This window comes from Streptomyces sp. NBC_00691, from assembly GCF_036226665.1.
Taxonomy (GTDB): domain Bacteria; phylum Actinomycetota; class Actinomycetes; order Streptomycetales; family Streptomycetaceae; genus Streptomyces.
Window position 1 is genome coordinate 7,726,573 of record NZ_CP109007.1, and the last position, 25,762, is coordinate 7,752,334.

Here is a 25,762-nt window from a genome sequence, read left to right on the forward strand (position 1 = left end):
CGGGAGGAGAACCCGAGGCCGCCCGCTCCGCGTCGATCGCGGGGCGGGCGGCCTCGGGTTTCTCCGTCGTGCCTGTGTCCGGGAGGTCAGGACCGTGCGTCCCGCTCCCAGCTGTAGAAGCACTGCGCCATGGCGTCCTTGGGGCTGCGCCACGTCTTCGGGTCGTACGCGCTGACGTACGCCGACAGCTTCTCGCTGGCGTCACGGAACTCCGGGTGTCCCGTCAGCTTCGCGATGGCCGGCGCCGGGTCCTGCTCCGACTCGATGAGATGCAGGTACACATCACCGAACTGGAAGAGCCGACGCCGGGTGACGCCGACCAGGTGCGGGAGTTCTCCGCGGTCGGAGGCGGCGAACACGTCGGCGATGTCCGGCGCCGAGTCGGGCGCCATGCGGGCGACGATCAGAGCGTGATGCATCGAGCGTCCTTCCTGGATGCGAGGGGTGAGGGGTGAGCGGGGGTGGGGCGGGGCGGCCGCGCCGGCGTGCGCGGCCGAGTGAGGTCAGCCGGGCAGGACCGGGGCGCTCCGGCGGTCGCGGGCGACCTGCTCGATGCGGTCCTTGATGAGGGCCATCTGCGTCCGCGAGTTGCGGTTGATGTTGTCCGTCATCCAGTCGTCGTCGACCGGAGCCTCGGGCTTCATCGCGAAGTCCTGCACCCAGCGCATGTGGACACCCGCCGGCGTCTCCTCGTACTCCCACCGGATGTTCATGTGGTCGAACGGGCCGGTCTCCACACGACGGGCGCGGACGGTGCGTCCGGCACGGTCGACCGTGCGCTCCGACACCCAGCTCCAGACCTTCCCCGCATCGTCCGGGTGCATGGTCAGGCGGAAGGTGGTGGAGTCGCCCTCGCGGGAGAGCACCTCGAGGGAGGCGTACTCGCTGAAGAGGTTCGGCCAGTTCTCGATGTCGTTGGTGACGTCCCACACGAGGTCGAGCGGGGCGTCGATGGTGACGCTGTTGTCGGTGTGTCCGGACACGTCAGACTCCCGTCCGAAGCGCGCTGTTGACCAGGTCGAGGAACTCGGCCGGCGTCTTGCAGCGCTCGGCGTCCGTCGGCAGCGCCACGCCGTACCGGTTCTCCAGCTCGCCGACGATGCCCAGCAGGCCGAGCGAGTCGAGGCCGAGGGTGGTGAACGGCGCGTCGGGTGCCTTCTCCAGGTCCCTGGCGTCGACGGTGACACCGGCCGCCTGCTTCATCAGCGCGGCGAGTTCGTCGTGGGTCAGTGCGGTGATGATCATGTGTGCTCTCCTTCCCGCCCGGTCCTACCGGGCGGAGTCGTCGCCGCGGCGCACGACCAGCGCCGCGTTGGATCCCATGAGTCCCCGGCTGAGGACGAGGGCCGTGTTCAGCTCGGCGGGGCGAGCACGGGACACCACCAGATCGAGGTCGTGGCAGATGTCGAACACGTTGGGGGTGGGGGGCACCACGCCGTGCTCCATCGCGAAGACCGCGGCGGCGGTGTCCAGGACGGGCGCCCCGCAGTAGGCGCGGCCGATGCCCGTCTTGGGCGCGGTCACGGGGACGCGCGCGGCGTGCGCGCCGAGGGCGTCGGCGATCGCCAGCGCCTCGGCGCGGTCCGCCTCCGGCACACCGAGGGCGTCGGCGAAGACGACGTCGACCTCCTCGGGAGCGCAGTCGGCCTCTTCGAGGGCGACCCGGACGGCGCGGGCGAGGCCCTCCCGGGACTCCTCCCACCGGGAGGCGCCGGTGAACGTGGCGCCGTGTCCGGCCACCACGGCCCGGACGGCCGCTCCCCGGTCGCGGGCGCGGCGCTCGTCCTCCACGACGAGCATCGCGCCGCCCTCCGCCGGGACGAAGCCGCAGGCTCCGGCGGTGAAGGGCCGATAGGCGCGGTCCGGGTCCTCGACGGTGCTCAGCTCGGGATAGCCGAGCTGGCAGACCATCGAGTACGGGGCGAGGGGAGCCTCGGCCGCGCCGACGATCACCGCGCCCGTACCGCGGCGTACGGCACGGGCGGCGTGGGCGATGCCGTCCAGCCCGCCCGCCTCGTCGCTCGCGACCACTCCGCACGGTCCCTTGAACCCGCTCCGGATGGAGATCTGTCCCGTGCTCGCCGCGTAGAACCAGGCGATGGACTGGTACGGGCCGACGAACTTGGATCCCTGGCCCCAGAGCTTCTGGAGCTCGCGCTGGCCGAACTCGCCACCGCCGGAACCGGCCGCGGTGACCACACCGATCTCGAACGGCTCCGCCGGGTCCTCACGGGCGAGGCCGGCGTCGTCGAGGGCGAGCTGGGCCGCGGCCATGGCGTAGTGGCTGAACCGGTCGGTCTGGACGAGGAAGCGCTCCTCGATCAGGGCGGAGGCGTCGAAGCCCCGGACCTCGCCCGCGACCTTGAGGGGCATGTCCTGGCACCCCTCGCGGGTGATCCTGTCCAGGACGCCGAGCCCTTCCCGGACCGACTTCCAGTAGGCGTCGGCACGCAATCCGTTGGGCGCGATCACACCGACCCCGGTGACGACCGCCCGCCCTGGGCGCTCAGTGCTCATCGTGTCCTCCCACCCGGCCCCGTCAGGAGCACCGCGGACTGGAAGCCGCCGAAACCGCTGCCCACGGAGAGCACGTTCCTGAGCTTCCGGGAGCGGGCGGTGCGCGGCACGTAGTCCAGGTCGCACTCGGGGTCAGGTGTCTCGTAGTTCGCCGTCGGAGGTACCACCTGGTGCTTCAGCGCGAGGACGCACGCGGCCACCTCGATCGCGCCGATCGCGCCGAGCGAGTGCCCCACCATGGATTTGATGGAGCTCATCGGCGTCTCGTAGGCGTGTGCGCCCAGCGACCGCTTCACGGCGGCGGTCTCGTGCCGGTCGTTCTGCCGGGTGCCCGAGCCGTGCGCGTTGACGTAGTCGATCAGCGTGGGATCGAGCCGGGCCTGGTGGAGCGTGGAATCGATCGCCCGGGACATCTCCAGTCCCTCACCGGTCAGACCGGTCATGTGGTACGCGTTCCCGAAGGTGGCGTAGCCGCCGATCTCGCAGTAGATGTGCGCACCGCGGGCCCTGGCGTGTTCGTACTCCTCCAGGACGAGGACGGCCGCGCCTTCGCCCATGACGAAACCGTTCCGGTTGTTGTCGAAGGGCCGGGAGGCGTGCTCCGGGTCGTCGTTGTCGGGCGACGTGGCCTTGATGGCATCGAAGCAGGCCATGGTGATCGGGGAGATCGGGGAGTCCGACGCCCCGGCGATGCAGACGTCCGCCCGGCCCTCCTCGATGGTGTGGAAGGCGTAGCCGACGGCGTCGAGGCCGGAGGTGCAGCCCGTGGAGACGGTCTGCACCGGGCCGCGGGCGCCGAACTGTTCGGCCACGACCGAGGCGAGGGTGCTCGGCGAGAACGCCATGTGCAGCTTGGGGTCGGCCGCCCGGTGGTCCACGTCCCACCGCTGCCCGCCCGCGCTGACCAGGACGTAGTCGCTTTCGAGCCGGGTGGTGCCGCCGACGGCGCTGCCCAGGGACACGGCGACGCGCCAGGGGTCCTCGGCGCCGGTGTCGAGTCCGGAGTCGCGAACGGCCTCGCCGGCGGCGACGACGGCGAACTGGATGTAACGGTCGGCGTGCCGGCTCAGCTCAGGGTCCAGGCCGTGTTCCGCCGGGTCGAAGTCGCACTCGGCGGCTATGCGTGAGCGCAGCCCGACCGGGTCGAACAGGGTGATGCCGCGGGTCGCGGTACGGCCGGCGGCGAGGAGGTCCCAGAACGCCTTCGCTCCGGTGCCGCCCGGAGCGACCACACCGATACCGGTGACGGCCACTCGCCGGGTCACTCGATGGCCCCGCTTCGCTCGGACACCAGTCCCGGGTCGCCCACGGTCAGGTGCGGGCCCGCGGCCGCGAGCTGCGCCTCGTCGGTGACCTCCGTGTCGACGTGACCCAGGCTCGGACGCGGTGCGAGCGGACCCAGGTGGAAGACCATGCGGGCCTCCACGTCGCCGACGTTGCGGAAGCGGTGCCGCACGTCGATGGGGATCAGCAGCCCGTGGTCGGGCTGGAGCGCGTACGTCTCCCCGTCCAGATCGACTTCGAGCGCGCCCGAGACGACGTACACGAACTCCTCGGAGTACGGGTGGTAGTGCTCACCGATGCGCTCGCCGGGTTGGACGATGGCCAGGCCCATGAAGCCGCTGGTGGAACCCACGGTGGCCGGCGTGAGCATGGCCCGCAGGTCACCTCCGCGCCTGCGGTTGGGTTCCGTCTCGCTCAGGGTGATGATGCGAGGGTGCTGCTTGAGCATGGTTGTTACCTCCGAGTGTGGCAGTGACGTGCGGGGGAGGGGCCGCGGCCCGGAGGCCGCGGCCGAACGTCAGGAGTCCGCCGAGCTGCGGTCGGTGACGGGCAGCATGTCCGCGTGCGACAGGAGCCGGTTGATGTTGCGGTCGTTGTCGAGGGCTCCCTCGACGCCGATCGCGGCACCGTCGAGGAGGCGCGCCAGGACCGCCGCCTTCCGGGGGCCCGTGAGACCGAGGGACGCGACGGGGTCGACGTCGAGGTCGCCCGTGATGTCGATGAGGCGCACGACGATGTCGTCGCGCTGGAAGACGGTGCTGCCCCACACCGGGCTGTCCGGGTCGTCCGCCGCCGCCTCGTCCTGCTGGGCGAGCAGCTTGGCCAGGTCCGTCCCGCGGCCTTCCTTCGCCGGGTAGAACAGCGCGTGGCGTCGCAGGTCGTCGGGGGCGGGGCGGCCGGACACCACGTGGTGCACGGCCGGGAGGGCCGCCCGGGTGAAGAAGACGCGGGCCGACTCGGGGTCGGTCAGGTCACGGTCCTGCTCCAGGTACGGGTTGATGGCCTCCTCGACCGCTCGTACCTCGGGCTGGCGGGCGACGTGACGCAGGGCCGCGAGGAGGTCGCCCTCCACCTCCACGGCGCGCACGACGCGGTTGCCGTGCATGAAGAGCGAGGTGCGGCGCAGCCGGGTGTTCTCGTCGACCTGGGCCTTGGGGGACTGGTACCCGGCCAGGAGCTCCGCGACCTTGGACTCGGAGCCCGGCTTCACGGTGAAGGTGAGGGCGTGGCGTGCCACGCCGTCGCCGACGCGGGCCGCGACCTGCTCGACCGCGGGCGTCGCGCCCGGGGTCGCCTGATGACGGGGACCGGTCTCACGGACGATGCTGTAGCGCATCGACCGGGTGTCCCTGACGCAGCTGTGCATCGGCCGGACCGTCTCGACGTGCTCCTCGCTGTTCACCCAGGCGAGGAACGGCGGCGCGCTCTCCCACTCGCTGGTGATGAGCCACTGCGAGGGGTTCTCGATGGACTGGCAGAGCTGGTCACTGATGTGACCGGGAACGGAGGCGACCTGCTTCCGCATGAGTTCGTACGCGTCCAGGAACTGCTCCTGAGCTCCCTCGTACAGGTCGAGCAGCAGGATCACCCGCAACCTGGAGCCGTCGAACACAGACTGCGAGATGCGTCCCGAGGGGGCCATCCGGCACACCTCTTCTCTTCTCGGTGGGGGGAGGGGGACGACCTGTGTGGCCGAAACGCCGAGGCCGTCATGTGTTGATCCTTGACAGGAGCGCCGAAAGCGCGCGAGCCCCATGAAGCGGACGAGTGAACCGCGTGTCATCCGGGTGCCCCGGGCAGGCGGACCCGTCTCCGAAGGGAAGGAATCTGCATCCCATCCCCAACTCGCGTCGCAGGTGACGCCGGAGACGAGCAATGAACCGATCTGACGCGGCCGGCGAAGAGCCCGGTCACCGCACGTCCGTACTCATCGTCGGCGGCTCGCTGGTGGGCCTGTCCACCGCACTGTTCCTGGGGCGCCTCGGAGTACCGTGCACCCTGGTCGAGCGCCACGCGGGTACCTCGATCCACCCGCGCGGCCGCGGCAACAACGTGCGCACGATGGAGGTCTTCCGCAGTGCCGGGGTCGAGCAGCCCATCCAGGAGGCAGCCTCGGTCCTGGCCGGCAACAACGGCATCCTGCAGGCGCCGAGCCTGGTGGGCGAGACCGGCGAGTGGCTGTTCAAGGAGATCGACCCCGGCGGCGGGGTCGCCCGGTTCAGCCCCTCCGGGTGGTGCCTGTGCAGCCAGAACGACGTCGAGCCGGTGCTGCGCGAGCGCGCCGGCGAGCTGGGCGGAGACCTGCGGTTCGCGACCGAGCTGATGTCCTTCGAGCAGGACGCCGACGGGGTGACCGCCCAGGTCAAGAACCGCGACACCGGTGAGCACACCACCATCCGCGCCGACTACCTCGTCGCGGCGGACGGCCCCCGCAGCCCGGTGCGCGAGCAGCTCGGCATCGGGCAGAACGGTCCCGGCGACCTCTTCCACAACGTGAGCATCACCTTCCTCTCCCGAGACCTCGCGGACATCGTCGGCGACCGCAAGTTCATCGTCTGCTACCTGACGAACCCGGAGGCCGACGGAGCCCTGCTGCCGGTCGACAACCAGGAGCGCTGGGTGTTCCACGCCCCGTGGCACCCCGAACACGGCGAAACCCTGGAGGAGTTCACCGACGAGCGGTGCAGGGAACACATCCGGCGCGCCGTCGGGGTCCCCGACCTCCACGTGGAGATCACGGGCAGGGCTCCCTGGCACGCGGCCGAGCGGATCGCCGAACGGTACGCGGACGGACGGGTGTTCCTCGTCGGCGACTCCGCCCATGAGATGCCGCCCACCGGGGCCTTCGGCTCCAACACCGGTATCCAGGACGCCCACAACCTCGCCTGGAAGCTCGCCGCCGTCCTGGGCGGCTGGGCCGGCCCCGGCCTGCTCACCTCCTACGACGCGGAGCGCCGGCCGGTCGCCGAGACGACGAGCGCCCGGGCTTCGGCGCGATCGGTCGAACACAGCCACCCCGGGTACGCCCCCGGCCCCGGAGCCGGCGGCCCCGGGGGCAGGAAGGGCGGCATCCTCAACGTGGTGCTCGGCTACCGCTATCCGCGGGGAGCGGTCCAGGGCGCCGACCCGACGATGCCGGTGGTGTCCGACGGACTGCGGCTGACCGGCGAACCAGGAACCCGGGCACCCCACATGTGGCTGAACCGCGCCGGCACCCGGGTCTCCACCCTCGACCTGTACGAGCGGTCCCTGGTGCTTCTGAGTGCCGCGGACGACGGCGGCTGGCACAGCGCGGCCGCCCGCGCCGGACAGGAACTGTCGGTCCCGCTCGACTCGTTCCGGATCGGCCACGGGCCCGACGCCGAGCTCTCCCCCGAGGGCGACACGGACTGGGCGGAGGTCCACGGCGTCACCCCGGACGGCGCGGTGCTGGTCCGCCCCGACGGGTTCGTGGCGTGGCGGTCCGAGGGAGCGGCGGCGGACCCCGGAGCGGCGCTCCGACAGGCCCTCGCGGCGATCCTGGACCGGGACTGACCGCTCGCTCCCTGCCCGCACGGCGGGGATGCCCCGGGGCCCGGTCATCGGTGGGTGAGCCACACCGACGACCGGGCCCCCGTGTGACCGGCGTGTCCGGGGCGGCTCCCGGCCGAGAACCGACCCGGCGTCAAGACGGCGCATGGCCACCTGGCCGCGGCGACCAACCCATTCGCGCGCAGGACGCCACTCGTTCCCGGGCACCGTACACGCCGCCGTGACCTGCGGTGATGATCACAGTCAAGGACGATCAAGCCCCCGACCGGGGGACATCGCGCCTGATCCTCCCGTTGCGGTGATCACCGGCCGGGGATCTTCTCGTGCATGGAGCACAGCACAGGAGCCGCGCGGTCCAGCCGGCCAGGAAAGCTCCAGCGAAAGAGAGAGAAGCATGCGTCTCGCACGTACGGGTACCCAGCTCGCCCTGGTCCTCGGCGCCCTCGCCCTGTCCGCACCCTCCTCCGTCGCGGCGCCCGCCGGTGAGGCCCGGGTCAACCCGGGGAAGGCGTCCCCCGGCAGCACCGTCACCGTGACCACCACCGCCTGCGGCAACGAGACCTACGGCAAGGGCGAGTCGGTGGCGGGCGGGAAGTTCCACCTGCTGCCCGGCGATCGGAAGGGCGTCCTGGTGGGTCGGTTCACGCTCCCGCTGGACGCCGCCTCCGGTACGGACACCGTGACCCTCAAGTGCCCGCCCCGCATCAAGCAGACCGTCACCTACCAGATCTCCGGCCGGCCGATCGGCGCCGTGGAGGCCGGCTTCGGCTGGGCCGCGGGCGCCGGTGCGGACGGGGGAGACGGCGCCGGCCCGTACGCCCTCGGCGCACTGCTCCTCGGCGGTGCCGGCGCCGGCGTCCTCATCAGGATGCGCCGTCGCGCCACCGCGGCCCGGAACTCCGCCTGAGCCCACGCCCCGACGCCCCACCCGCCAGGGCCCCGGCTCCGCGAGGAGATCCGGGGCCGTGGCACGCAGCGGAGACACGATCCCCATGAAGAACGGCTCGTCGCCGGCGCCCGGCGGAGCGCCGTCCCGGAGCGTCCCCTCGGTCAGGGCACTGGCCTGGACGACGCTCGTCGGCATCCTCCTGCTCGCCCACGTCCCGGACGGCGCCGGCTCGCCGCCGCCGACGCCGGCGCGGGCCTCGCCCCTGCTCGCCCGGCCCGCGGCCGGAGCCGACCGGGACCGCTCACGACCCCGGCCGCTGCCCTCGTCCGACGCGGCGCGGATCAGGATCCCGGCCATCGGGGTCGACGTCCCCCTCGTCCCGCTGGGCCTCGACGGCTCGGGAGCGCTGCGTCCCCCGCCCGCGACGGCCCCCACCGTGGCGGGCTGGTACGCGGACGGCACCGCTCCCGGAGCCCTCGGCACGGCCGTCGTCGCGGGACACCTGGACACCCCGCTCGGCCCCGCCGTGTTCCACCGGCTCCACACCCTCTCCCGGGGCGCCAGGATCGAGATCGACCGCGCCGACGGCCGTACGGCCCTCTTCACCGTCGACGCGGTGGAGGTCCATCCCAAGGACCGTTTCCCCGACGGCAGGGTCTACGGCAACGCGGGCCGCCCCGAGCTGCGGGTGATCACCTGCGGCGGCGACTGGTCCGGCGACACCGGCTATCGGGCCAACACCGTGGTCTACGCGACCCTGACGGGGACGGACTAGGCCCCGACGGTCCCGCTCGCGCCCGGTGCTCGCTCCGAAGGGCTCACTGCCCGCCCGGCTCGCTCCGACCCGCCCGGAGTACGCCGAATACCCCTTCTGAACGCGCGCGGCGTGCGCGATGCGGCGGGCGGGATCAGACTGGACAGGGTGAGCAGCCGGACAGAACCTGGCCCGCAGCCGCGCCCCGCGCAGAACAAGGGCGGACGGCTCCCGAATCAGACAGTGGCACTCGCGGCCATGATGTTCGCGGTGGCGATGACCTTCATCGACCAGACCATCGTCTCCATCGCCGCTCCCGACATCGTGCGCGAACTGGGACTCTCCAGCGCGGGCATGCAGTGGGTGGTCAACGCCTACCTCCTCGCCCTCGCCGCGTTCTTCGCCCTCGGCGGGCGTCTTGCCGACCTGTACGGGCCACGGCGCATCGTCGTCATCGGCACCCTCGTCTTCGTCATCGCGTCGGTCCTCTGCGGCTGCGTCCCCTCCGGCGACTACGCCCAGCCCTGGCTCATCGCCTTCCGGGCCGTGCAGGGGTTCGGCGCGGCACTGCTCTTCCCGGCCGCGCTGGCCGTGGTCGTGGCGGTGTTCCCCGTCGAACGGCGGGGCAGGGCCCTCGCCCTGTTCTTCGGGATCTCCGGCGCGCTGACCGCCGTCGGCCCCCTGCTCGGCGGCTGGCTCACGGCCTCGTGGACCTGGCGCGCCGTCTTCTGGGTCAACGTGCCGGTCGCGATCGTCGCCCTCGTCCTGACCGCCCTCGCGCACATCGCCGACCGCCCGCGCTCCGGAACCCTCGACATGCCCGGCGCGGTGCTCGTCGCCGCCGGCATGGGCCTCAGCGTCCTCGGCTTCCAGCAGGCGTGGTCATGGGGCTGGGGGAGCTGGGCGACCTGGCTGTGCGTCGTCGGAGGCCTCGCGATCCTGTACGTGTTCGTACGGTACGAGCGCGGCGTCCGCCATCCGCTGATCGACCTCAGGGTCTTCGGGGACAAGGCGTTCACGGTCGACTCGGCCGTGCTGTTCTTCGCGATGCTCGCCTTCGTGCCGGTCTTCTTCTTCTCCTCCGTCTACGCCCAGGTGTCCCTCAGCGCCTCTCCCAACCAGGCGGCGCTCTTCCTGCTCTACTTCTTCGCCGGCTTCGCCCTCGCCTCCCAGTGGGGCGGCCGGATCCTCGACAAACGGGGCGCGCGTCCCGCGCTGAAAGCGGGCACGATCCTGGGGGCGGTCGGCTTCGCCCTGTGGGCCAACGAGTTGACGAACCTGTCCATGCACGACCAATGGCCCTACGCGGCCCTCGCGGGCGCGGGAATCGGCTTCATCCTGGCCCCGGCATCGACCGACGCGGTGAACCGGGCCATCGGCACCTCGTACGGCGAGGTCACCGGCATCACCCAGACGGTCCGCAACTACGCGGCGAGCGTCGGCCTCGCGGTGTTCGGCACCCTGCTGTCCCGGGCCATGACGGAGAACGTGACGGACACCCTGCGGGCCCGTGGCATCTCACCCGCCGTCGCGGACCAGGTCGCGCGAGGCATCACCGACTCCGTCTCGGGCCACGGCGACTCCACCCCGCCGACCGGCACAGGCCAGGTCGCCGAGGCCACCCGCGACGCGATGTCCTCGATCCAGATGGACTTCGCCCAAGCCAACCAGTGGGTCTTCTACGGCATGGCCGTCGCCCTGGGACTCGGCTTCCTGTGCGCCGTCCGTCACCCGGGCGACCGCGCCCTTCCGAAGGAACCGGACCCGATGGAGAAGGCCCCGACCCCTCCGGAGTGAGCGGCCGCCCGAGCCGTGAGCAGGACGGGGCCTCCGCCGATCAGGGCCGCATGAGGTGTGCTGCCGCCTCCTTGAGCAGTGTCTCCCCGTACCGTGCGCCTGTCTCCGGCAGCGGTACGTGAGCCGGCAGCAAGGTGATCGGCAGCCCGGTCGGCACCACCGCCTGGAAGACCGACTGGAGCACCAGGTACTGCTCCCGTGTCGGCTGCCAGCGCGGTACCGCCGACCCGGCCGGCGGAGTCAGGCTCACCCCCAGGCGGGCCAGCCGGTGAAGCAGCGGGGCGTCCTGCACCAGATGCTCCGCGGAGGGGAGCCGGCCCACCGCGGCGAGCAGTGCCCGCCCCACCCGGCCGGTCTCGCTCTGCGGCATTCCCGCCGGGCGTTCCATGACGGCCCGCGCGAAGTCCTCGACGGAGGCCACCTGACCGAAGGACAGCTCCCGCGTCAGATAGAGCGACCGGAGCCTGCGCCAGTCGCCGTCCAGCACATGGCGTTCCGGCCGGGTCAACCACTCGGTCACGAGCGACTCCGTGTGCAGCGAGCACACCGCCCGGTCACCGACGCGGGCCAGCAGGAACGCCTGCCAGCCGTACGGCAGCTGGCCGGCACCGGGCGGCAGCATGGCCCCGATCCGGCAAGCGGCCAGCACCGGCGCGAGGTCCACGGCCGCGTCCTCCTGGAGCACGATCGGCCTGCCGACGTCGGAGCAGAGCCACTCCGCCACCGCGGCCGTCGCGGTCCGCCGCGCCTCCACGTGCTCCTCGCCGGACGCGTGCTCCAGCGCGCCGAGCGACCAGATCACCTTTCGTCCGGCGGAGGTCCCGGTCGGCGTCGGCTCGCCCTCGATCCCCGCCCGATAGGCGTTCCGGTATTTGCCGAACCAGATGGGGACCAGGTCCTTGACCGGCCTCGGACGCTCGGCGAACGTCCGCAGGGACAGCTTCTTGAGCCGCTCGCACAGCCACTCCGGCAGGTCGACGACCGTACGCCGGAACCCCGGTTCCACGAGCCGGACGATGCCCCGGTCCGCGATCCGTTCCAGCCGGGCGACCTCGGCCATCATGTCGTCGCCGGGCCCGCGCACCGTGCGGCCCCTCGCGTACTGGGCCAGCAGGCCGAGCGGCGCGACGGCCACGAGCAGCGGGTTCGCGGAGTGCTTGGTGGCAGCGGCCCCCTCGCCGACCACGGTCACCCGCACGAGCTGGCCGGGCGTCAGGTTCTCGTATTCCCGTGCGACGAGAGGGTGGTGGACCAGGCTGACCTGGCAGCGGTCGCGGCGCAGCACGGTCAGCTGCCGCGCGGCGCGCAGCCTCGTGGCGAGCAGCTCGCCGGGCACGCCCGTGGTCCACGCCGCGTCCCGTGCCGGGAGCCAGCAGAGCGCCTGGCTGCGCTCGTCCCGGCAGAGCACGCCGAGGCAGTCACCGTCCGGACCGTCGACGGCGAACAACGCCTGGACGACCGTCTCGTCGAGCCCGGTCCCCCCGGTGGGCAGTCCGCTCCGCAGGGTCCTCGTCGACCGGTCCCAGTGCAGCCGGAGCAGCCGCCGGTCCGCCACGAGCGCGGTCGCGGTCGCCGCCGTCGCCTCCGGCGGCAGCCCGGGCAGCAACGTCTCCACGTGCACCCGCACCAGCGCAGCACCGTTGTGCATCACGACGAAGCCGTTCCCGAGGTCGGCCACGGGACGGGCCAGCACCGTACCGTCCGGCCACACGCCCCCCGGCTGATGCCTGCGGGAGACCGTGACGACCGGCTCGGGCCCGTCCTCGACGGCCTCGACGGTCACGGGCAGCACGCCCAGCTGCTGCAGGACGGTGCTGCCCGTCCCGGCAGCCGCGGCCAGGTCGTCCCGCAGCCACTGTGTGTGGAACCAGTGGTCCTTGGCGAGCGGCGCGAGCTGCACCCGGGCCCGCTGCAGCCCGGCGACCCGCAGGCCTCCGCCCGCCGCGTCCGCCGCGAGGAGGACCACGTCGCCCGCCCGTACGGAGTCCGGGGTCGCGGGGATCACGTCGTTGGCCTGGTCCAGCCAGGCGCTGCTGCCGACGGGGCACCGCTCGATCAGCTCCCGCTCCGCGGGATAGGGGAACTCCGCCTCGCCCTCGCCGAGATGGAGGGCCCCGGCCACATCGTCCGTGCGCGTGACGGGGAGGAGGACCCGGGAGCGGCCCCTGGGCCGCAACGAGCCCCGCAACCCCGGCTGCCAGTCCTCCAGCACCAGGTGCCCGCACTCGTTCACGCCTCCGTCGACGTGTCCGTAGAGCAGGTCTCCCGGGGCGAGACGCGACCAGTCGAGGTCGGCCAGCGAGTGTCCGTCGGAGAAGCGCACCAGCTCGCCGCGGACCTCGGCGACCCGGCCCGGCGTCAGTTCCAGCCAGACGCTCCTGCCCTCTGTCCGGGCCACCGCCCAAAGCGTGCGCCGTCCGCCCGAGAGATCCTGGAAGGTCTCCTCCAGCAGCTCCGTCGCGGGGAAGCCGTGCTGACGCAGGGAGTTCGAGTCGTGCCGGAGGGTCCAGCCGGCCCCCTTCGGCGAGAAGAAGACCGGCTCGGCGACGGCGCGGGCGGTCGCCGGCAGACCACGCCGGTGGGGAGCGTCGCCGTTCGTCGGCCACGTCTGCGTCCGGGAGTCGTGATAGCGCCAGCCGCCCTTCTCGCATGCCTCCGCGATCTGCCGCGCGGGTGCGTCCTGGAACGACAGCTGTGCCCAGGCCACGCGCCTGGCGGCCACGGGCTCCGGGCCGGTGGGGACGCCGACGGGCCGGACCAGCACGCCCTCCGTGGGCGCGTCGGCGTCGAACGCGAGGATCCCGGCACGCGGGTCGTCCATGGGGACCAGTTGGGTCTGCGCCCTCGGCAGCGCCTTGCGGATCACCCCGGCGATCTTGGGGTGTTCCGTGTGCAGCAGGGCCGCGCCCGTCCCCCGCTGGGCGGTGGCGCTGAGACCGGGGAGTCCGGCGACGGTGAAGCGCCCGTAGGCGTCCGCGTTCCGGATGTCCTCGGCGGTCTTGAGGCTGTCCTTGGGGAACACCACAGCGGGCCGTGGCCTGTCGTCGAGATAGCTGATGTCGGCGGGGATCGCCTGGTGGACGAGGATGTCATCCGCCGCGTCCAGAGTGAGCCGGACCACGGATCCGGGGACGATGCCGTGTGTCACCCGCAGCCCGGAGAGCGCGAAGACCACACCCGGCCGCAGCTCGATCTGCAGCCCGCCGGAGTCGACCACCCCGAAGCACCCCTGCGGCCTGCGCCGCAGATGGCCGCGCAGGGTCTCGGTGCTGCGGGCCGGCGGCGACTTCGTGGACCCGTGCCAGTGGTTGGCCGACTGACCGGGGACCTCGTTGTGGTTCCCGAGGCGTACGAGCATGCGTGCCCGCCCGCGGTACGCCGCGAGGCCCTCGGTCTTCGCGGCGCGGCGGAGGCAGCTCTCGCGGTGCGAGAAGTCGCGCCGGGGCACGACCACCGCGAGGGGGTCGCCCTCCTGATGGAGTTCCTCGGGCAGTCCGAACCGCAGCAGGAAGTCGTTGTGGGTCTCGTGGATGACCCCCGCCTCCAGGTAGAGCCGGTCGTGCTTGCGCAGCCCGGCCCCCCCGTCGGCCGTCGCGTACGGGGCGACCGTGGCGAAGCGCAGGGCCCGGCGGTGTCGGCCGATCGCCTCGGGAACGAGTCGGCCGAGCATGAGCCGGCGCTGCGAGCCCGACTCCAGGGACGCGAGCAGTGCCAGGGCGTCGCGCGCCTCGATGCGGGCGCTCACCGGCTGCTCCTTGGCGTGGGTGTCCTCCTCGGCGCCGCGGCCGAGCTCCCGTGTACGGGTGAGGACACGGTGCACGGTCACCCGGCCGCGGTCCCGGTCGACGGTCAGTTCGAGGAGGTGGACGACATCGGCCGTCGTCGCCTCCGTATGGACCTGCCACTCCACGCCCTTGGAGATGTCGGCCAGCTCGATGTGCACGACGAGTCCGCCGGAAGCCGTGTTCTCGTCGGCCAGGAAGGCCATCGCCTGGATGCGGTCGCCGTGGAAGAGCGCCAGACCGTCCGGGTCCAGCGGCTCTCCGCCGACCACGAGCGCCTCGACGGGGATGTCCACGAACCACCCGTGGCCGAACTCGAAGCGGGCGGCGAGGCCGGCGTCGTTCTCCTCGATCCCCACGTAGAACAGGGCCCCCCGGGTGTGCCGTGGTTCGCGGAAGTCGCAGCGGCGTCCGTCCGGCGTCGCGTACGGGACGAACGTCGTCATGAACTCGGCGACGGACAGGGGCGCGGCCCGCAGGAACGACCCCGCGTACCCGGCACCGTTCGGCACCGGCGAGGCCCGTACCAGCTCGGTCGGGTAGTTCCGGCCCCCCACCCAGGCCCACGGCTCGTCGAGCAGCTCGAGCCACGGCCGGTACACGCCCTCGGAGTCCGGCGCCGCGCAGACGGTCAGCTCCAGGTGGTCGTCGTCGACGAGCCGGCCGGTGAGGGCGAGATCGGGCAGTTCGAGGAGTTGCTGCCACGCGGCGGCAGGGTCCTGCACCTGTGGGACCCCCGCGGTCTCCCACGGACGTGCGGAGCCGACGGGCGACAGGTCGAACCGCCGTCGCACGCGCACGTACCGGGTGTCGTCCACTCCCGTGGGGCCCGGTGGCGCGGGAGTTCTCACATCCCACACGTCCACGACCTCCTGTTCCACGTGGACAGGACGGAACTCGGTGACCAGCTCGATACCGGTGGTGTGGCCGACCCGGTAGGTGCCCTCGTGCTGCACCACGACCGGAAAGGAGCCGTCGTTCCGCTTCTTGCCGCCGCGCCGGGCACCGGCCCGGCCGCTCGTCCCGAGGCCGTCGTCGGCCGGCGCCGTCGCCAGACGGGGCCGCCCGGAGACGTCCTGCCGGACCAGGAGCGAGGTGCCGTCATTGCCGCGGGTGTGCCCGACCGCCTTCCAGTCGGATCCCGGCGTCTCCGCCCACTCCCACAGCGCCTCCAGGTGCAGCAGGCGTCGGTGCACCTGGAACACCCAGCCGTCGGGCGTCCGCGCCCCGACGAGGTGGTCGCCCACCGACGGCGCCTCGACGTCCAGGCAGCCCACCGGCAGCACGGCCACCGCGATGTGCGTGCCCAGGTCGAACCAGGCACGGACATGACCGCCCTCCTTCGTCCGGGCGACGACGAGGCCGTCGAGCGACGGCGCGTCCAGCGGCGCCGGATCGCACGGCGGAACGCAATGGCTCGCCAGCTGCGCCGCCGACAGAGCCGTGGTGGGCTCCCGGCGGTGGTCCGCGTACGGCGGCACGGCATAGTCGGACGTGACGACGGCGCGGCGCGGAGAGGTGCGGGACAGGAACGGGAAGTGGCCGCTGAGGGTGAGCGACTCCGTGGTGATCCGCCCCCGCAGTCCCTCCTTCGTGGCCGCGGTGTTCACCGCGACGAAGGCCTTCCGCGTGGCCCAGACGAGGTCGACGACGGTGTGGGTGGGCACCTTCGAGAACCAGGCGTACAGCTCGGGAGTCGGCTTCTCCTCCCGGATGCCCTCCTCCTCGAAGGGCTGAACGGTCACCTCCGGCCGCCGCGCGGCCGTGTCGTCCCAGGACTCGACGCTGCACACCACGTGCGAGGTCCTGGGGGTCGCACCGACGAACTCGGCCCTGACCCACGAGGGGAAGCCCTCGACGGCGGGCACGTCGATCCGCCACTCCGGACGCCCGGCGGCGTCGGAGCGGAGGAACGCCTCCTCATGGGCGGGCCGGTCCCTCGTCTGGTCCTCGTCCTCGTCCCCTGCCGGGTCGCGAGGACCGTTCACATGGTCGAAGATCCCCAGCCACTGCACATTGCGCCGGTCGAACGGCCGCTCGGGCGCCAGGCGGAGCCGGTTCTCCCCGGGACGGAACTCGGCGTGGAGGATCAGCCCGGCCGGCGCCGCCAGGCACTCCTCCTCGACGCGCCCCCGGTCCTCGGGGTCCCAGGCGGACGGCCCCAGGACGTAGCAGCGCCCGGGCTCGGTGACGAACCGCCGGGCCGTTCCGAAGCCGGACCTCTCGTTGGCGACCCCGGACAGCACCAGGCGCACCGGCGTCGCCCGGCCGCCGTCCGCGGCGCCGGCCGCGACGGCCAGCTCCGGCAGACCCGCGTCGACGGGTACCCAGTGGTTGAGTTCCCGGTGCCATCGGACCAGGGTCTCGGAGGGCCGGGCGGTCGTCCCCCGGTCGCCGAAGGCCCGCGAGAGGTCAGGGTCCCACCGGCGGCGGGCCATGACGTCCTTCTCGCCGCCTCCACGGGGATACGCGTCGGTGGCGACGCCGTCGACGGTGAGCGCGAGCCAGGGGAAGCCCTCCGTGCGGGCGAGTTCCGCCTCGCGTACCTCTCCGTCGTGCTGGGGCAGCGGTGCGAGCCGGGTGACGCTCCACGACTTCGGGTCGGCGGGGGCCCCGAGCCGGACTGCCACCGGCTCCCCGAGCTCCCAGTTCCTCGTCTCGTGCGCCTCCAGGCGGACCTGCGCGAGCTGGTCCATGCCGCAATTGACCTGGAGGGTGGGCTGATTGCCGCGACGGGGCGGCGAGGAGACGAAGCCGAGCACATAGGCGCCCTGTTCATGGGGACGGACACCGGGACCGTCCCGGAACAGGTCGTGCACGTACGGTCGCGCCGACCGCGACATCCCGACGCCGCTGTTCTCGTTCCGCCGGTACTCGACGATCTCCCCGGCGTGCCGGGCCCGGACGACCGCCTCGACGAACCGGCGGTCCCCGTCGGACCGGCCCGACGGCTGCCGGGACGCCGGGAGACGGGCGGGGCGCTGTGTACGGTTCCACAGGGAGGACATCACCTCGTCGAGCGTCATCCCCTGCCCCTGGAGCTCCTCCGCCGCCGTCGCCCGCAGGAACCGGACCAGCGCCGCCTCGGTGCCCCGGCCGGAGACCTGGCTGAGGTACGTCGACCACGGGCTCCCGTGCGTCACGACCGGAGGGTTCCCGCCCCACTTGTGGTAGACCGCCCGCAGCGTCCGCACCCGGAGCCGGTTCGCCATCTCCGGCGGCAGCCCGTGGGCCGTCAGCTCCTCGAACAGCCGGTCGTAGTAGAACTGGGCGGCACCGCTCAGATCGACGATCACGTCCACCACGTGTTCGAGGACCTGCATCAGCCGCTCCTGCGAACCGGCGCTGCCGGTCGGCGAGCGGAACATGTCGAACATCCGGGCGCGCACGTAACGCGGCAGGTGTGCCGCCGTGTTGAGGGACGTGACCCGGCCGCTCCATTCGGAGACCCAGTCCTGGAACGCGCCCTCGTCGCCGAGATCGGGCCGTCCCAGCAGCGCCGCGAGCCGTAGCGTCCCGACCGTGACCGGGGTGATGGCGTACTTGTCGGTCTCCGTGAGGAAGTCGGTCACGCCCTGGGCCATCTCCCGCCACTCCTCGACGGAGAAGGAGTCGCGGCTCGGGTCGACAGGGCCGCTGAGGGCCAGCGCGCCGGGGGCCAGGTGCGTGAGGAGCACCCCGTCGCCGGTCCGGGGGCCCTCCGGCGTCCAGTCCCAGCGCAGCACGTCGTAGCGGGAGTGCGCGTGGAGGTCGCGATGCAACTGGGTCGCGCGGATCGCCCGCGCGGAGTGGCGGAGTGTCTCCCGCTCCCGGATCAGCGAGAGCAGGGTGTCGGCCGGAGGCCGGTCACCGGTGAACCACCGTCCGCCGGCCTCGGTCCGGTGCGGCCCGGTGCCTCCCGCCGACGCCTCCTGCGCCCAGTGCAGGGCCACACCACGCGCGCCCCAGTCCGGCAGCGGGGGATACGGAGGGCTGCTCGGCGGACCGGCGAGCGCGGCCACCACCCGCACGATCTCGGCCGGATGGACCCCGGCGCGCGCCCCCTTGCCGATCGAGTCGGCGACGCTCGCCGTGTGCAGGAGGAGGGAGGACAGATGGCCGGCGTACAGCTGGGCCTGGTGCGGCTTGCCGTGGACGACGTCCATCAGCGCGCTGAACGTCCGGTACAGGGTGTCGCGCACATGGACGAGCAGCACCAGGAGGTGGTCCCGGTGCCCGCTCGCGCCGCCCTCCGCCGTGCGGCAGGCCTCGTCGGGCGCGGCGCCGGTGAGCAGTCGGCCCGCGATCAGCCCCGCGCCGAGCAGACGCACCAGTTGTTCGGGCTGATCGCCCCAGAGCTTCGGAGTCGGCGCCTGAGTCGCCGGAGCCGCCTGAGTCGCCTGGGCGGCCGTGCCGGGCCGGTGGCGCGGCGCCTTGGGCGGGGACGGCGGAGTGTGGTGGAGGAGCCAGGGCGACCACAGCCATGCCGCCGTGCCCGCGTCGGTCTCCCCGGCCGGACCGGTCGTGAACAGGGGGGTGGGGTTCTGGCCGGCGGGATAACGCAGGGACGACAACCGGTAGGTGTGCCGGAGGACGAAGTCGTACGAGCGGTAGGGCAGCGTCACCGTCGGGCTCGCGTGCGCGCGGTGCCGCGCGCCCGGATCACCCGTGCGTCCGGACGGATCGGGCGCCTGCCACCACCGTGCCAGCCGCTCCACGGTCGGCCGCGGGGCGTACTCGGCCGCGACGGACCACAGCGCCGACTGCCAGAGGACCGACGGCATGGCGGAGTCCCGGGCGGAGCCCACCCCGCCGAGCCGCCGGTACGCCAGCTCCCGCGCCTCGCAGTCCGTCGGCGGCAGCAGGCCGTCGTCGGTCCACGCCTTGAGCCAGCCGAAGAGGGACTCACCAGTCAACGCCTCGTGCTCCACGGCGTCCAGGGTGCCGCTCCCACGCGACGCATCCGGTCCCGCGATCCCGCCGGACAGGGCGAAGGAGACCCGGGCCGCGGTCGCCAGGAGATCGGGCTCCATGTCGAACGCCCCGCGTGACACCACCGCGAGCGCTGTCCGAATCCTGTCGGTCGCTTCCGGCCGTACCATCGCCACCGTCTCGGCCGCCTGGAGCAGCGCCAGCCGACCGTGGTCGCCGCGGAGCGCCGCCTCGATCAGGGACGGGCGCTCGTCGAGGAGTTCACCGACGGCCCGAGGGTCACGGCCGGCCAGGAACCGGGCGATCACCAGGGCCGTCGTCGGGGCCAGTTGCTCGACGAGATCGTGGTACGGGACGATCGAGGTGTCGGCCTCGGCCGTGCTGTCGCCCGCGTCGTCGAGGAGTTCGCCCAGTGCCACCACGGCCAGTGCGACCTCAGGGCCGGCGGAAGCGCGCAAGGCGGCGCCCAGGCGGGCCCGCAGGTGTTCCGGGGCCACGGACGCGATGCTCCGGTAGTAGGCCGCCGCCCGCGCGGCCACCTCGGTCACACCTGCGAACCGCCGCTGAGCGGACAGGACATGGGGGAGGGCGTAGAGCGCGGTGACCGTCCCCGCACGGGCGAGGCCCTCCACCGCCAGGGAGACGATCTCCTCGGACCGGTCCGTCTCCACCGGCTCCTGGAGGGCGGCCAGGAGGTCGAGCTGTATCGCGGCAGACTGTGGGGGCAGCCCCAACGCGGCGCAGAAATACCAGTGTTCGAGCATGGGCGTCCCCTTGCCTGCGGTTCCCGGCCACGTTGCCAGGAGGAAAGAGCGAGTGGACCAGCATACGAAGAGGATCGGACGAATCAACGGATTCTCGCCAACTGAACGTCGTCACAAGCCCCTCAGCAGCGTTCCCGCCCCCGGGGCAGCGGAGGGAACAGCGCCTCCTGGTACGCGGTGAGCTGGACCTCCAGCTCCCTGTCAGCGGCCTCCGGACCGGGACCGGCCGAGGGGACGAGCCCGAGGACGCGGCGGGGGGCCTCACGCAGGCCGTACAGCCAGCGGGCGGTCGCCTCGGTCAGCGGGCGTCTGGCCAGCAGCGCCCACGTCCCTCTCCACCTGCCGGCCGGATCCAGCCGCCCCGGGTCGATGCCGTCGAGCACGCGGGCACGGTCCAGTGCCACGACGACGTCGGGAAGGGCGAGATCCCTGCCGAGGATCGTCGCCGGTCCCCGTTCCGCCGTCGCGACGGCTTCGACGACTTCCGGGGGCGCCTCCGCCAGCCACTCCCCGAAGGCGTCGGTGTCCGTGTGCCCGGCGCGCAGCAGCCCCAGGACGACCGTGCCCACGAACGCGTGCCCCCGGTCCAGGGCGCCGACCTCGTCCGGGAACGGCAGCCGCTCTCCGGCGGCTCGCAGCCACCGGTCCAGGTCGTCGTCACGACACGCCGCCAGCCGGAGCGAAAGACCCCGCGTCGGCCGCGAACGCGCGGACGCGTAGGCCTCCAGCAGCGGGTGGTACAGCGTCGGCCAGTAGTGCCGGACGACGGCGAGGACACCCCGCTCCTCCCGCGGACCGCCCCACGCGGCCTCCGCGTTGAGTTCCTCGACGACGGCCAGGGGGGCGACCTCGAAGACGGGCCCCGGCCGTCCCCTCTCGTCCGCGTCCCGTGCCCAGGCGAGAACATCGCTCGCACCCCGGGCTGAGGTGTCGGAGCCCGTGCTCGCCATCAGCGGGCGACGCGGCCGTGGGGCCGTGCCGGACACCGCGGCCGGGGGGACGGGAGCCCGGAGCAGGTATTCGTCCAGGCCGAGAGCGCGCGCCAGCTCCTCGGCGGCGTCCCGTACCCGCGCGGGGTCCTCGTCCCTGATCTGCAGGACCACCACGCGCAGGTCCCAGCCGAACCGGTACAACCGGTCGAGCTCCTGGCGGAAGCCGGCATGAGGAACGGCGCCGTCGACGCGCAGGACGAGCCCCACGCCTCGGTCGCCGCCGGGCACCGGCCGCTCGTACGCGGGCGAGACGCGGGCCCGGAGCTCCGACTCCGTGAGGGGCAGCCGGCCGGCCGTGACGTCGTGGACGTACCAACGGCGTGGTGCCTCGCCGGAGAGGCCCGCCGCGTTGCGGGCCCGCACCAGCAGCCGTTCCGCATCCTGCATGAGCCGGGGCAGATCGTCGGCCGTGGGATCGGCCAGGACGTCGAGCACGGGCCGCGCGAAGAGACACCACCGGGCGTCCAGGTGCACCCGGTGCCGTTCATCCGGTTCGGGCGCCCAGGCTCCCTCTCCGAGGGGCAGACGGTGGGCCACGGGCGCCCGCCGCGCGTCCCGCAGCCCGGGAAGCAGCTCGACGGCGAGCTCGCGGGCGTCGTGCCGGGTGAAGAGCACCGGCACGGCGGCGGCTCCTTCGAGGCGTGCCCGGCCCTCGAGGAGCGCGCGGTCGATCTCCTCCCCCCGGGTCAGCGCCGAGAAGAAGGCCCCGGCGAACTCCGCCGCCTGACCATGACTCACCTGGCCCATCACCGCGACGACATGGGGCACCCCGGCTCGCACGAGCCGCCGGGCCGCCGACTGGTCGGGCTGCTCCCCGTTGGCCGACACCGCCGAGTCACATGCCATGAGCACCGCGAGCCGGACGCCGGCCTCGAGCAGCCAGCCGGCCAGGGTGTCCACGTCCAGGCATTCCGGACCGTCACCGGCCTCCGCGCTCATCACGAGCCCGGAGGCCACATGATGACCACCGAAGTAGAAGACCTGCGTCCCCTCGGACAGCGCCTGCCGGAGCGCCTCCGATGTCGCCGGAGCGTCCACGACGCGCGCCGAGAGCCGTGAACCGTCCACCACGCGCCGGACGATCAGGCCGTCGGCGCCGCCCGGCGTCCCCGGAGGGGGCCCGTGCAGCGTCACCGGCTCGTCGAGGCCGCCGGCGGTGATCTCGCCCTGGACGGCCGTCGCGTCGGCGATCGTCACCTTCCCGACCGTGACGGGGGTCGACGCGGGCACCGGGGTGGTGGCCACGACGTCACGGACGAGAGCGAACGAGGGATGGACTCCCAGCGGGCAGCCGCCGTCCGCGGGCGGCGTCGAGGGCTCCGCCGCCCAGTCGTGCCATTCGGCGCGCGAGGCCTTCGCCGAGGGGACGGGGACCGCTTCCCAGCGCAGGCCGGCCAGGTCACGGGAGCCGTCGTCGGGAGTGACCACCCGGAGCCGCGCGTACCGCCCGCCCATCTCCTCGGCACGCCTCGCGAGGTGCCCGCGCACCGGCGGAGGCAGCAGAACGTCCCCCAGCATCCCGGTCACCGCGGGGAGGACGGGCCGTGCCCAGGGCACGAACATCCCCCGACGCACACGGACCGGCGGCGCGGCCTCGTGGAGGGGCTCGCCCCGGTCGTCGAGGACGACCGCGGTGACCCCGTCGCCCTGCCACGACAGTCGAACGACGATGTCCTGATCCCGGTCCATGGTTGGCCCCCGTTCCCCGGCCTGCCCCAGAATGCCACCACCAGTCGGAGGCGAGGGGCGATCGGGCGTGGAGATGCGGGACTCGGTGACATACGGATGGGCACCACGGTGTGAACACGAGCGGCTCCTGCGAGCCCTTCGGGAATCCGACCTCTGGCACTCGGCCATGCTGGAGGAGGAGGCCCGCGCGGGCTGGCTCGCCCTGCTGAACGACCCGGACCTCGACGGCGACGCCTTCACCGAGGCGTTCGAGGAGGTGCACGACGACTTCACCGGCGCCATCGAGATCTGGTACGCCTTCCGGCGGCGGGACCAGGAGGGCCTGCGGGGCGTGCCCGAGGGCGAGGTGCCGGAGGAGTGGAACGTCGGGTCCGACGGGTGGGGCGAGGAGGCGTCCGACGCCGCTCCCGAGGCGGACGCTGCCGACTGGCCGGACGGTGCCGACCGGCCGGACCTCGTGGAGCGCTTCCTCAACGTCGTGGTCGTGTGGCCTCTCTCCCGCGGGGTCGTTCCCCCCGACCGATTCCTCGCCTCAGGCAGGACGTACGAACTCCGTTTGGACATCGGCGGCCTGGAGCCCCAGAGCCTCCTCGCGGCGCAGGCCCAGCCCTTCCCCGAAAGCGGCCTCGACCACACGGACGACGACGGCAGCGGTGACTGGCTCCAGGTCACCGTCGTCAGCGACGACCTGATCCTTCGCGACGCGCGGCACTGGCTCTTCCTGCCCCGCGAGGGGAGTGCGTGGGTCTGCCACTGCCCGCCGGGAGGCCGGCACACCTGCGAGCCGGGACATCGTGGCCGGCACCTTCACATTCCGTTCGTCGCTCCGGAGGAGCCGGGCCCGGCTCGACTGCGCCTGTTCGTGTCGTACCGCGGCAACCAGGTGCAGTCGGTCACCCTGACCGCGTCCATCGCCGCCGACGAGGGACGAGGAGGAGCGACCACAGCGGTGGTCGACTACACGCTGACCTCGGGATTCACCGCGTTGAGCGAGCTGCCCCGACGCTCCGCGGCGGTTCGTGTGGGGCGCCAGGGCAGCGCCATGACCATCGACGTCACCGCCGCCGAAGGGCCGCTCGCCACGTTCTGGCTCAGCGAGCACCAGGTCGTCACCGCGCTGGAACGAGCACGGGCGGCACTCTTCGCCTGCCACGCCGAGTCACGCGTCGAGGGCGGAGAAGAGCGGCTGGTGAACCTCCTCGACGAGAACCACGGCAAGGCCATCCCCGAACTGCTCGGGGACACGACACGGCTCGCGCGGCTCGGCTGGACGCTCTACCAGACGGTCGCGCGCAGCCGCCCGGAACGAACCGCCCTGCGTCACGTGCTGCGAGAGCCCGCCGAGATCCAGGTGTGCCGGACCGAGCTGAACGACCTCGTCTTCCCCTGGGCCCTCCTGTACGACATCCCGGTGGAGAGCGACGCCACGCTGGAACCGTGCGCCGCGGGGTGGGAGCGGGTACGAAGGGACCCCACGGCCCGCTCCTGCCCGGAGGGCCCCGAGCACCCGCTCAACGTGCTCTGCCCGTACGGGTTCTGGGGCTTTCGGCACATCATCGAGCAGCCTCCGTCCGTACGGAGGGGACGCCGGATCCGTCTGCGGGCGGGCCGGGAAGGAGCCGCCCCCTCCCTCACCGTGGCACGGAGCCGCGCACTCGCCGACGATGTGGCGAGCCGTCATGTGACCGCCCTGCGGGCGAGCTTCACGGACCTGCGCGTCTATGACCGGAAGCAGGCGCTCAGGGAGGCCCTGACGTACGCCCCCGGCGACTGTCTCTACTTCTACGGCCATGGACGGCGTCCGCAGGCGGGGGAGGTGTCGACACCCACCGTCCTGGAGATCGGCGGCACGGACCGGATCCTGCCCGAGGACCTGAACGCCTGGGGCGAGGACCCGGGGTGGGAGAGCTGGGAGGAGGTCGCCCCGTTGGTCTTTCTCAACGGCTGCCACACGGCCGACCACGACGCCCGGTCCTGGCTGCCGTTCGTCACGGCCTTCGCCGGACTGCAGGCATCCGGAGTGATCGGCACGGAGATCACCGTCGAGCAGGGGCTGGCGGGCCGGTTCGCCGAGCGGTTCTGGGAGCTGCTCCTCGCCGGCAGCGACGTGGGACGCGCCCTGCACCAGGTCCGGATGGAGCTTCTGGGGCAGGGCAACGTCCTCGGGCTGGCCTACACGGCCTACTGTTCGGCCGCCCTGCGGCTGAGTTCCGCCTCCTGACGGACCGCCCGCCGGTGCGACGGGGCGTCAGATGTCGCCCATCCAGGTCGAACTGCGCGGCCCCGCCTCGACCGGCTCGGTCGTCCCGGCGGGCGCCGCCTCCACCACCGGCGTCGCCTGCCCGGGGATCCGCGCCGCCTCGCGCTTGGCCTGGGCCTTCCGCTCCCATCGGTCGACCAGGAGTCCGACGACGAAGTACGCGAAGAAGCCGGCGAACAACCCGATGCCGTAGCAGGCGAAGAGGTCCGGCTCCGCGAACTGCGTGTTGATGACCGCGCCGCCGCCCAGCGCCGCGATCACCGTGATGAGATCGGTGATCCTGGGCGCGTTCGCGGCCCGTCGCAGCGTCCGGTAGGCGATCCAGCCGATGACGGCGCCGAACGCGCCCGCACCCCAGAGGCTGAACATCGAAACCTGCACGTCTGTTCCTTCCGGTCGTCCGGTCACCCTGGTGACTCCGGGTGTCAACGTACAGCCCGTGACCCCGGTGTACGCCGCGGTGGACTCCACGAGCGGCGAGCGGCGTGCGCTCAAGACCATCAGCGACACGGGGGCCGATCCCTCCTGAGGCGGTCGCCCTCTTCGCACGTCGGGTGGGACGGTGCACCGCGAGGGCGACCGGAGTTCACCG

General features: G+C 72.8%; 15 protein-coding genes. 5 read left to right on the top strand and 10 right to left on the bottom strand.

Features of this window, described 5'->3' with window-relative positions; translation table 11 throughout:
• Nucleotides 1-86: 86 nt before the first annotated feature.
• The 7 genes from OG392_RS34580 to OG392_RS34610 all read right to left on the bottom strand — a co-directional run bounded on the left by OG392_RS34580 (nucleotide 87) and on the right by OG392_RS34610 (nucleotide 5,443).
• Nucleotides 87-419, bottom strand: a complete 333-nt coding sequence (locus OG392_RS34580; RefSeq protein ID WP_329286121.1) for a TcmI family type II polyketide cyclase — start codon at nucleotides 417-419, stop codon at nucleotides 87-89.
• A gap of 84 nt (nucleotides 420-503) precedes the next feature.
• Nucleotides 504-983 carry an SRPBCC family protein gene (locus OG392_RS34585; RefSeq protein WP_329286122.1) on the bottom strand — a complete coding sequence of 160 codons (480 nt, stop codon included), beginning with the start codon at nucleotides 981-983 and terminating at the stop codon, nucleotides 504-506.
• Between the two features lies 1 nt (nucleotide 984).
• A complete protein-coding gene (locus OG392_RS34590; protein ID WP_329286124.1) occupies nucleotides 985-1,245 on the bottom strand; it encodes a phosphopantetheine-binding protein in 261 nt (86 codons plus the stop codon).
• A gap of 24 nt (nucleotides 1,246-1,269) precedes the next feature.
• Nucleotides 1,270-2,517 (bottom strand): ketosynthase chain-length factor, encoded by a 1,248-nt coding sequence (locus OG392_RS34595; protein WP_329286127.1) that lies wholly within the window; start codon nucleotides 2,515-2,517, stop codon nucleotides 1,270-1,272.
• The gene (locus tag OG392_RS34600; RefSeq protein WP_329286128.1) at nucleotides 2,514-3,782 is read right to left on the bottom strand and encodes a beta-ketoacyl-[acyl-carrier-protein] synthase family protein; all 1,269 of its coding nucleotides are present in this window, start codon (nucleotides 3,780-3,782) and stop codon (nucleotides 2,514-2,516) included. The genes OG392_RS34595 and OG392_RS34600 overlap by 4 nt, the downstream gene beginning before the upstream one ends.
• The gene (locus OG392_RS34605) at nucleotides 3,779-4,249 is read right to left on the bottom strand and encodes a cupin domain-containing protein (RefSeq protein ID WP_329286130.1); all 471 of its coding nucleotides are present in this window, start codon (nucleotides 4,247-4,249) and stop codon (nucleotides 3,779-3,781) included. The genes OG392_RS34600 and OG392_RS34605 overlap by 4 nt, the downstream gene beginning before the upstream one ends.
• A 69-nt stretch (nucleotides 4,250-4,318) precedes the next feature.
• On the bottom strand, nucleotides 4,319-5,443 hold the full coding sequence (locus OG392_RS34610) for a SchA/CurD-like domain-containing protein (RefSeq protein WP_329286131.1): 1,125 nt from the start codon (nucleotides 5,441-5,443) through the stop codon (nucleotides 4,319-4,321).
• Between the two features lie 233 nt (nucleotides 5,444-5,676).
• On the opposite strand from OG392_RS34610, the gene OG392_RS34615 reads away from it, so the two are divergent.
• From OG392_RS34615 to OG392_RS34630, 4 genes are all read left to right on the top strand, one after another.
• Nucleotides 5,677-7,335, top strand: a complete 1,659-nt coding sequence (locus tag OG392_RS34615) for an FAD-dependent oxidoreductase (RefSeq protein ID WP_329286132.1) — start codon at nucleotides 5,677-5,679, stop codon at nucleotides 7,333-7,335.
• Nucleotides 7,336-7,726: 391 nt separating this feature from the next.
• Nucleotides 7,727-8,239, top strand: a complete 513-nt coding sequence (locus OG392_RS34620) for a sortase (protein ID WP_329286134.1) — start codon at nucleotides 7,727-7,729, stop codon at nucleotides 8,237-8,239.
• Between the two features lie 58 nt (nucleotides 8,240-8,297).
• Entirely contained in the window at nucleotides 8,298-8,996 is a 699-nt protein-coding gene (locus OG392_RS34625) for a class F sortase (protein WP_329286136.1), read from the top strand.
• 237 nt (nucleotides 8,997-9,233) lie between these two features.
• Nucleotides 9,234-10,772: an MFS transporter gene (locus tag OG392_RS34630; protein ID WP_329287635.1), complete on the top strand. Its 1,539-nt coding sequence runs from the start codon at nucleotides 9,234-9,236 to the stop codon at nucleotides 10,770-10,772.
• Nucleotides 10,773-10,812: 40 nt separating this feature from the next.
• Here the strand turns inward: OG392_RS34630 and OG392_RS34635 are convergent, their stop codons facing one another.
• Entirely contained in the window at nucleotides 10,813-20,229 is a 9,417-nt protein-coding gene (locus OG392_RS34635; RefSeq protein WP_329286138.1) for a hypothetical protein, read from the bottom strand.
• A gap of 122 nt (nucleotides 20,230-20,351) precedes the next feature.
• The gene (locus OG392_RS34640; protein WP_329286140.1) at nucleotides 20,352-22,910 is read right to left on the bottom strand and encodes a CHAT domain-containing protein; all 2,559 of its coding nucleotides are present in this window, start codon (nucleotides 22,908-22,910) and stop codon (nucleotides 20,352-20,354) included.
• 166 nt (nucleotides 22,911-23,076) lie between these two features.
• On the opposite strand from OG392_RS34640, the gene OG392_RS34645 reads away from it, so the two are divergent.
• Complete coding sequence (locus OG392_RS34645) at nucleotides 23,077-25,131, top strand: CHAT domain-containing protein (protein ID WP_329286143.1); 2,055 nt, start codon at nucleotides 23,077-23,079, stop codon at nucleotides 25,129-25,131.
• 27 nt (nucleotides 25,132-25,158) lie between these two features.
• Here the strand turns inward: OG392_RS34645 and OG392_RS34650 are convergent, their stop codons facing one another.
• Nucleotides 25,159-25,551, bottom strand: a complete 393-nt coding sequence (locus OG392_RS34650; protein WP_329286145.1) for a hypothetical protein — start codon at nucleotides 25,549-25,551, stop codon at nucleotides 25,159-25,161.
• Nucleotides 25,552-25,762 lie beyond the last annotated feature (211 nt).

Bases quoted from the DNA above. Each gene is read 5' to 3' on its own strand.
- OG392_RS34580 (WP_329286121.1), bottom strand. From the start codon at position 419: ATGCATCACGCTCTGATCGTCGCCCGCATGGCGCCCGACTCGGCGCCG.
- OG392_RS34590 (WP_329286124.1), bottom strand. From the start codon at position 1,245: ATGATCATCACCGCACTGACCCACGACGAACTCGCCGCGCTGATGAAG.
- OG392_RS34595 (WP_329286127.1), bottom strand. From the start codon at position 2,517: ATGAGCACTGAGCGCCCAGGGCGGGCGGTCGTCACCGGGGTCGGTGTG.
- OG392_RS34605 (WP_329286130.1), bottom strand. From the start codon at position 4,249: ATGCTCAAGCAGCACCCTCGCATCATCACCCTGAGCGAGACGGAACCC.
- OG392_RS34610 (WP_329286131.1), bottom strand. From the start codon at position 5,443: ATGGCCCCCTCGGGACGCATCTCGCAGTCTGTGTTCGACGGCTCCAGG.
- OG392_RS34615 (WP_329286132.1), top strand. From the start codon at position 5,677: ATGAACCGATCTGACGCGGCCGGCGAAGAGCCCGGTCACCGCACGTCC.
- OG392_RS34620 (WP_329286134.1), top strand. From the start codon at position 7,727: ATGCGTCTCGCACGTACGGGTACCCAGCTCGCCCTGGTCCTCGGCGCC.
- OG392_RS34630 (WP_329287635.1), top strand. From the start codon at position 9,234: ATGATGTTCGCGGTGGCGATGACCTTCATCGACCAGACCATCGTCTCC.
- OG392_RS34635 (WP_329286138.1), bottom strand. From the start codon at position 20,229: ATGCTCGAACACTGGTATTTCTGCGCCGCGTTGGGGCTGCCCCCACAG.
- OG392_RS34640 (WP_329286140.1), bottom strand. From the start codon at position 22,910: ATGGACCGGGATCAGGACATCGTCGTTCGACTGTCGTGGCAGGGCGAC.
- OG392_RS34645 (WP_329286143.1), top strand. From the start codon at position 23,077: ATGCTGGAGGAGGAGGCCCGCGCGGGCTGGCTCGCCCTGCTGAACGAC.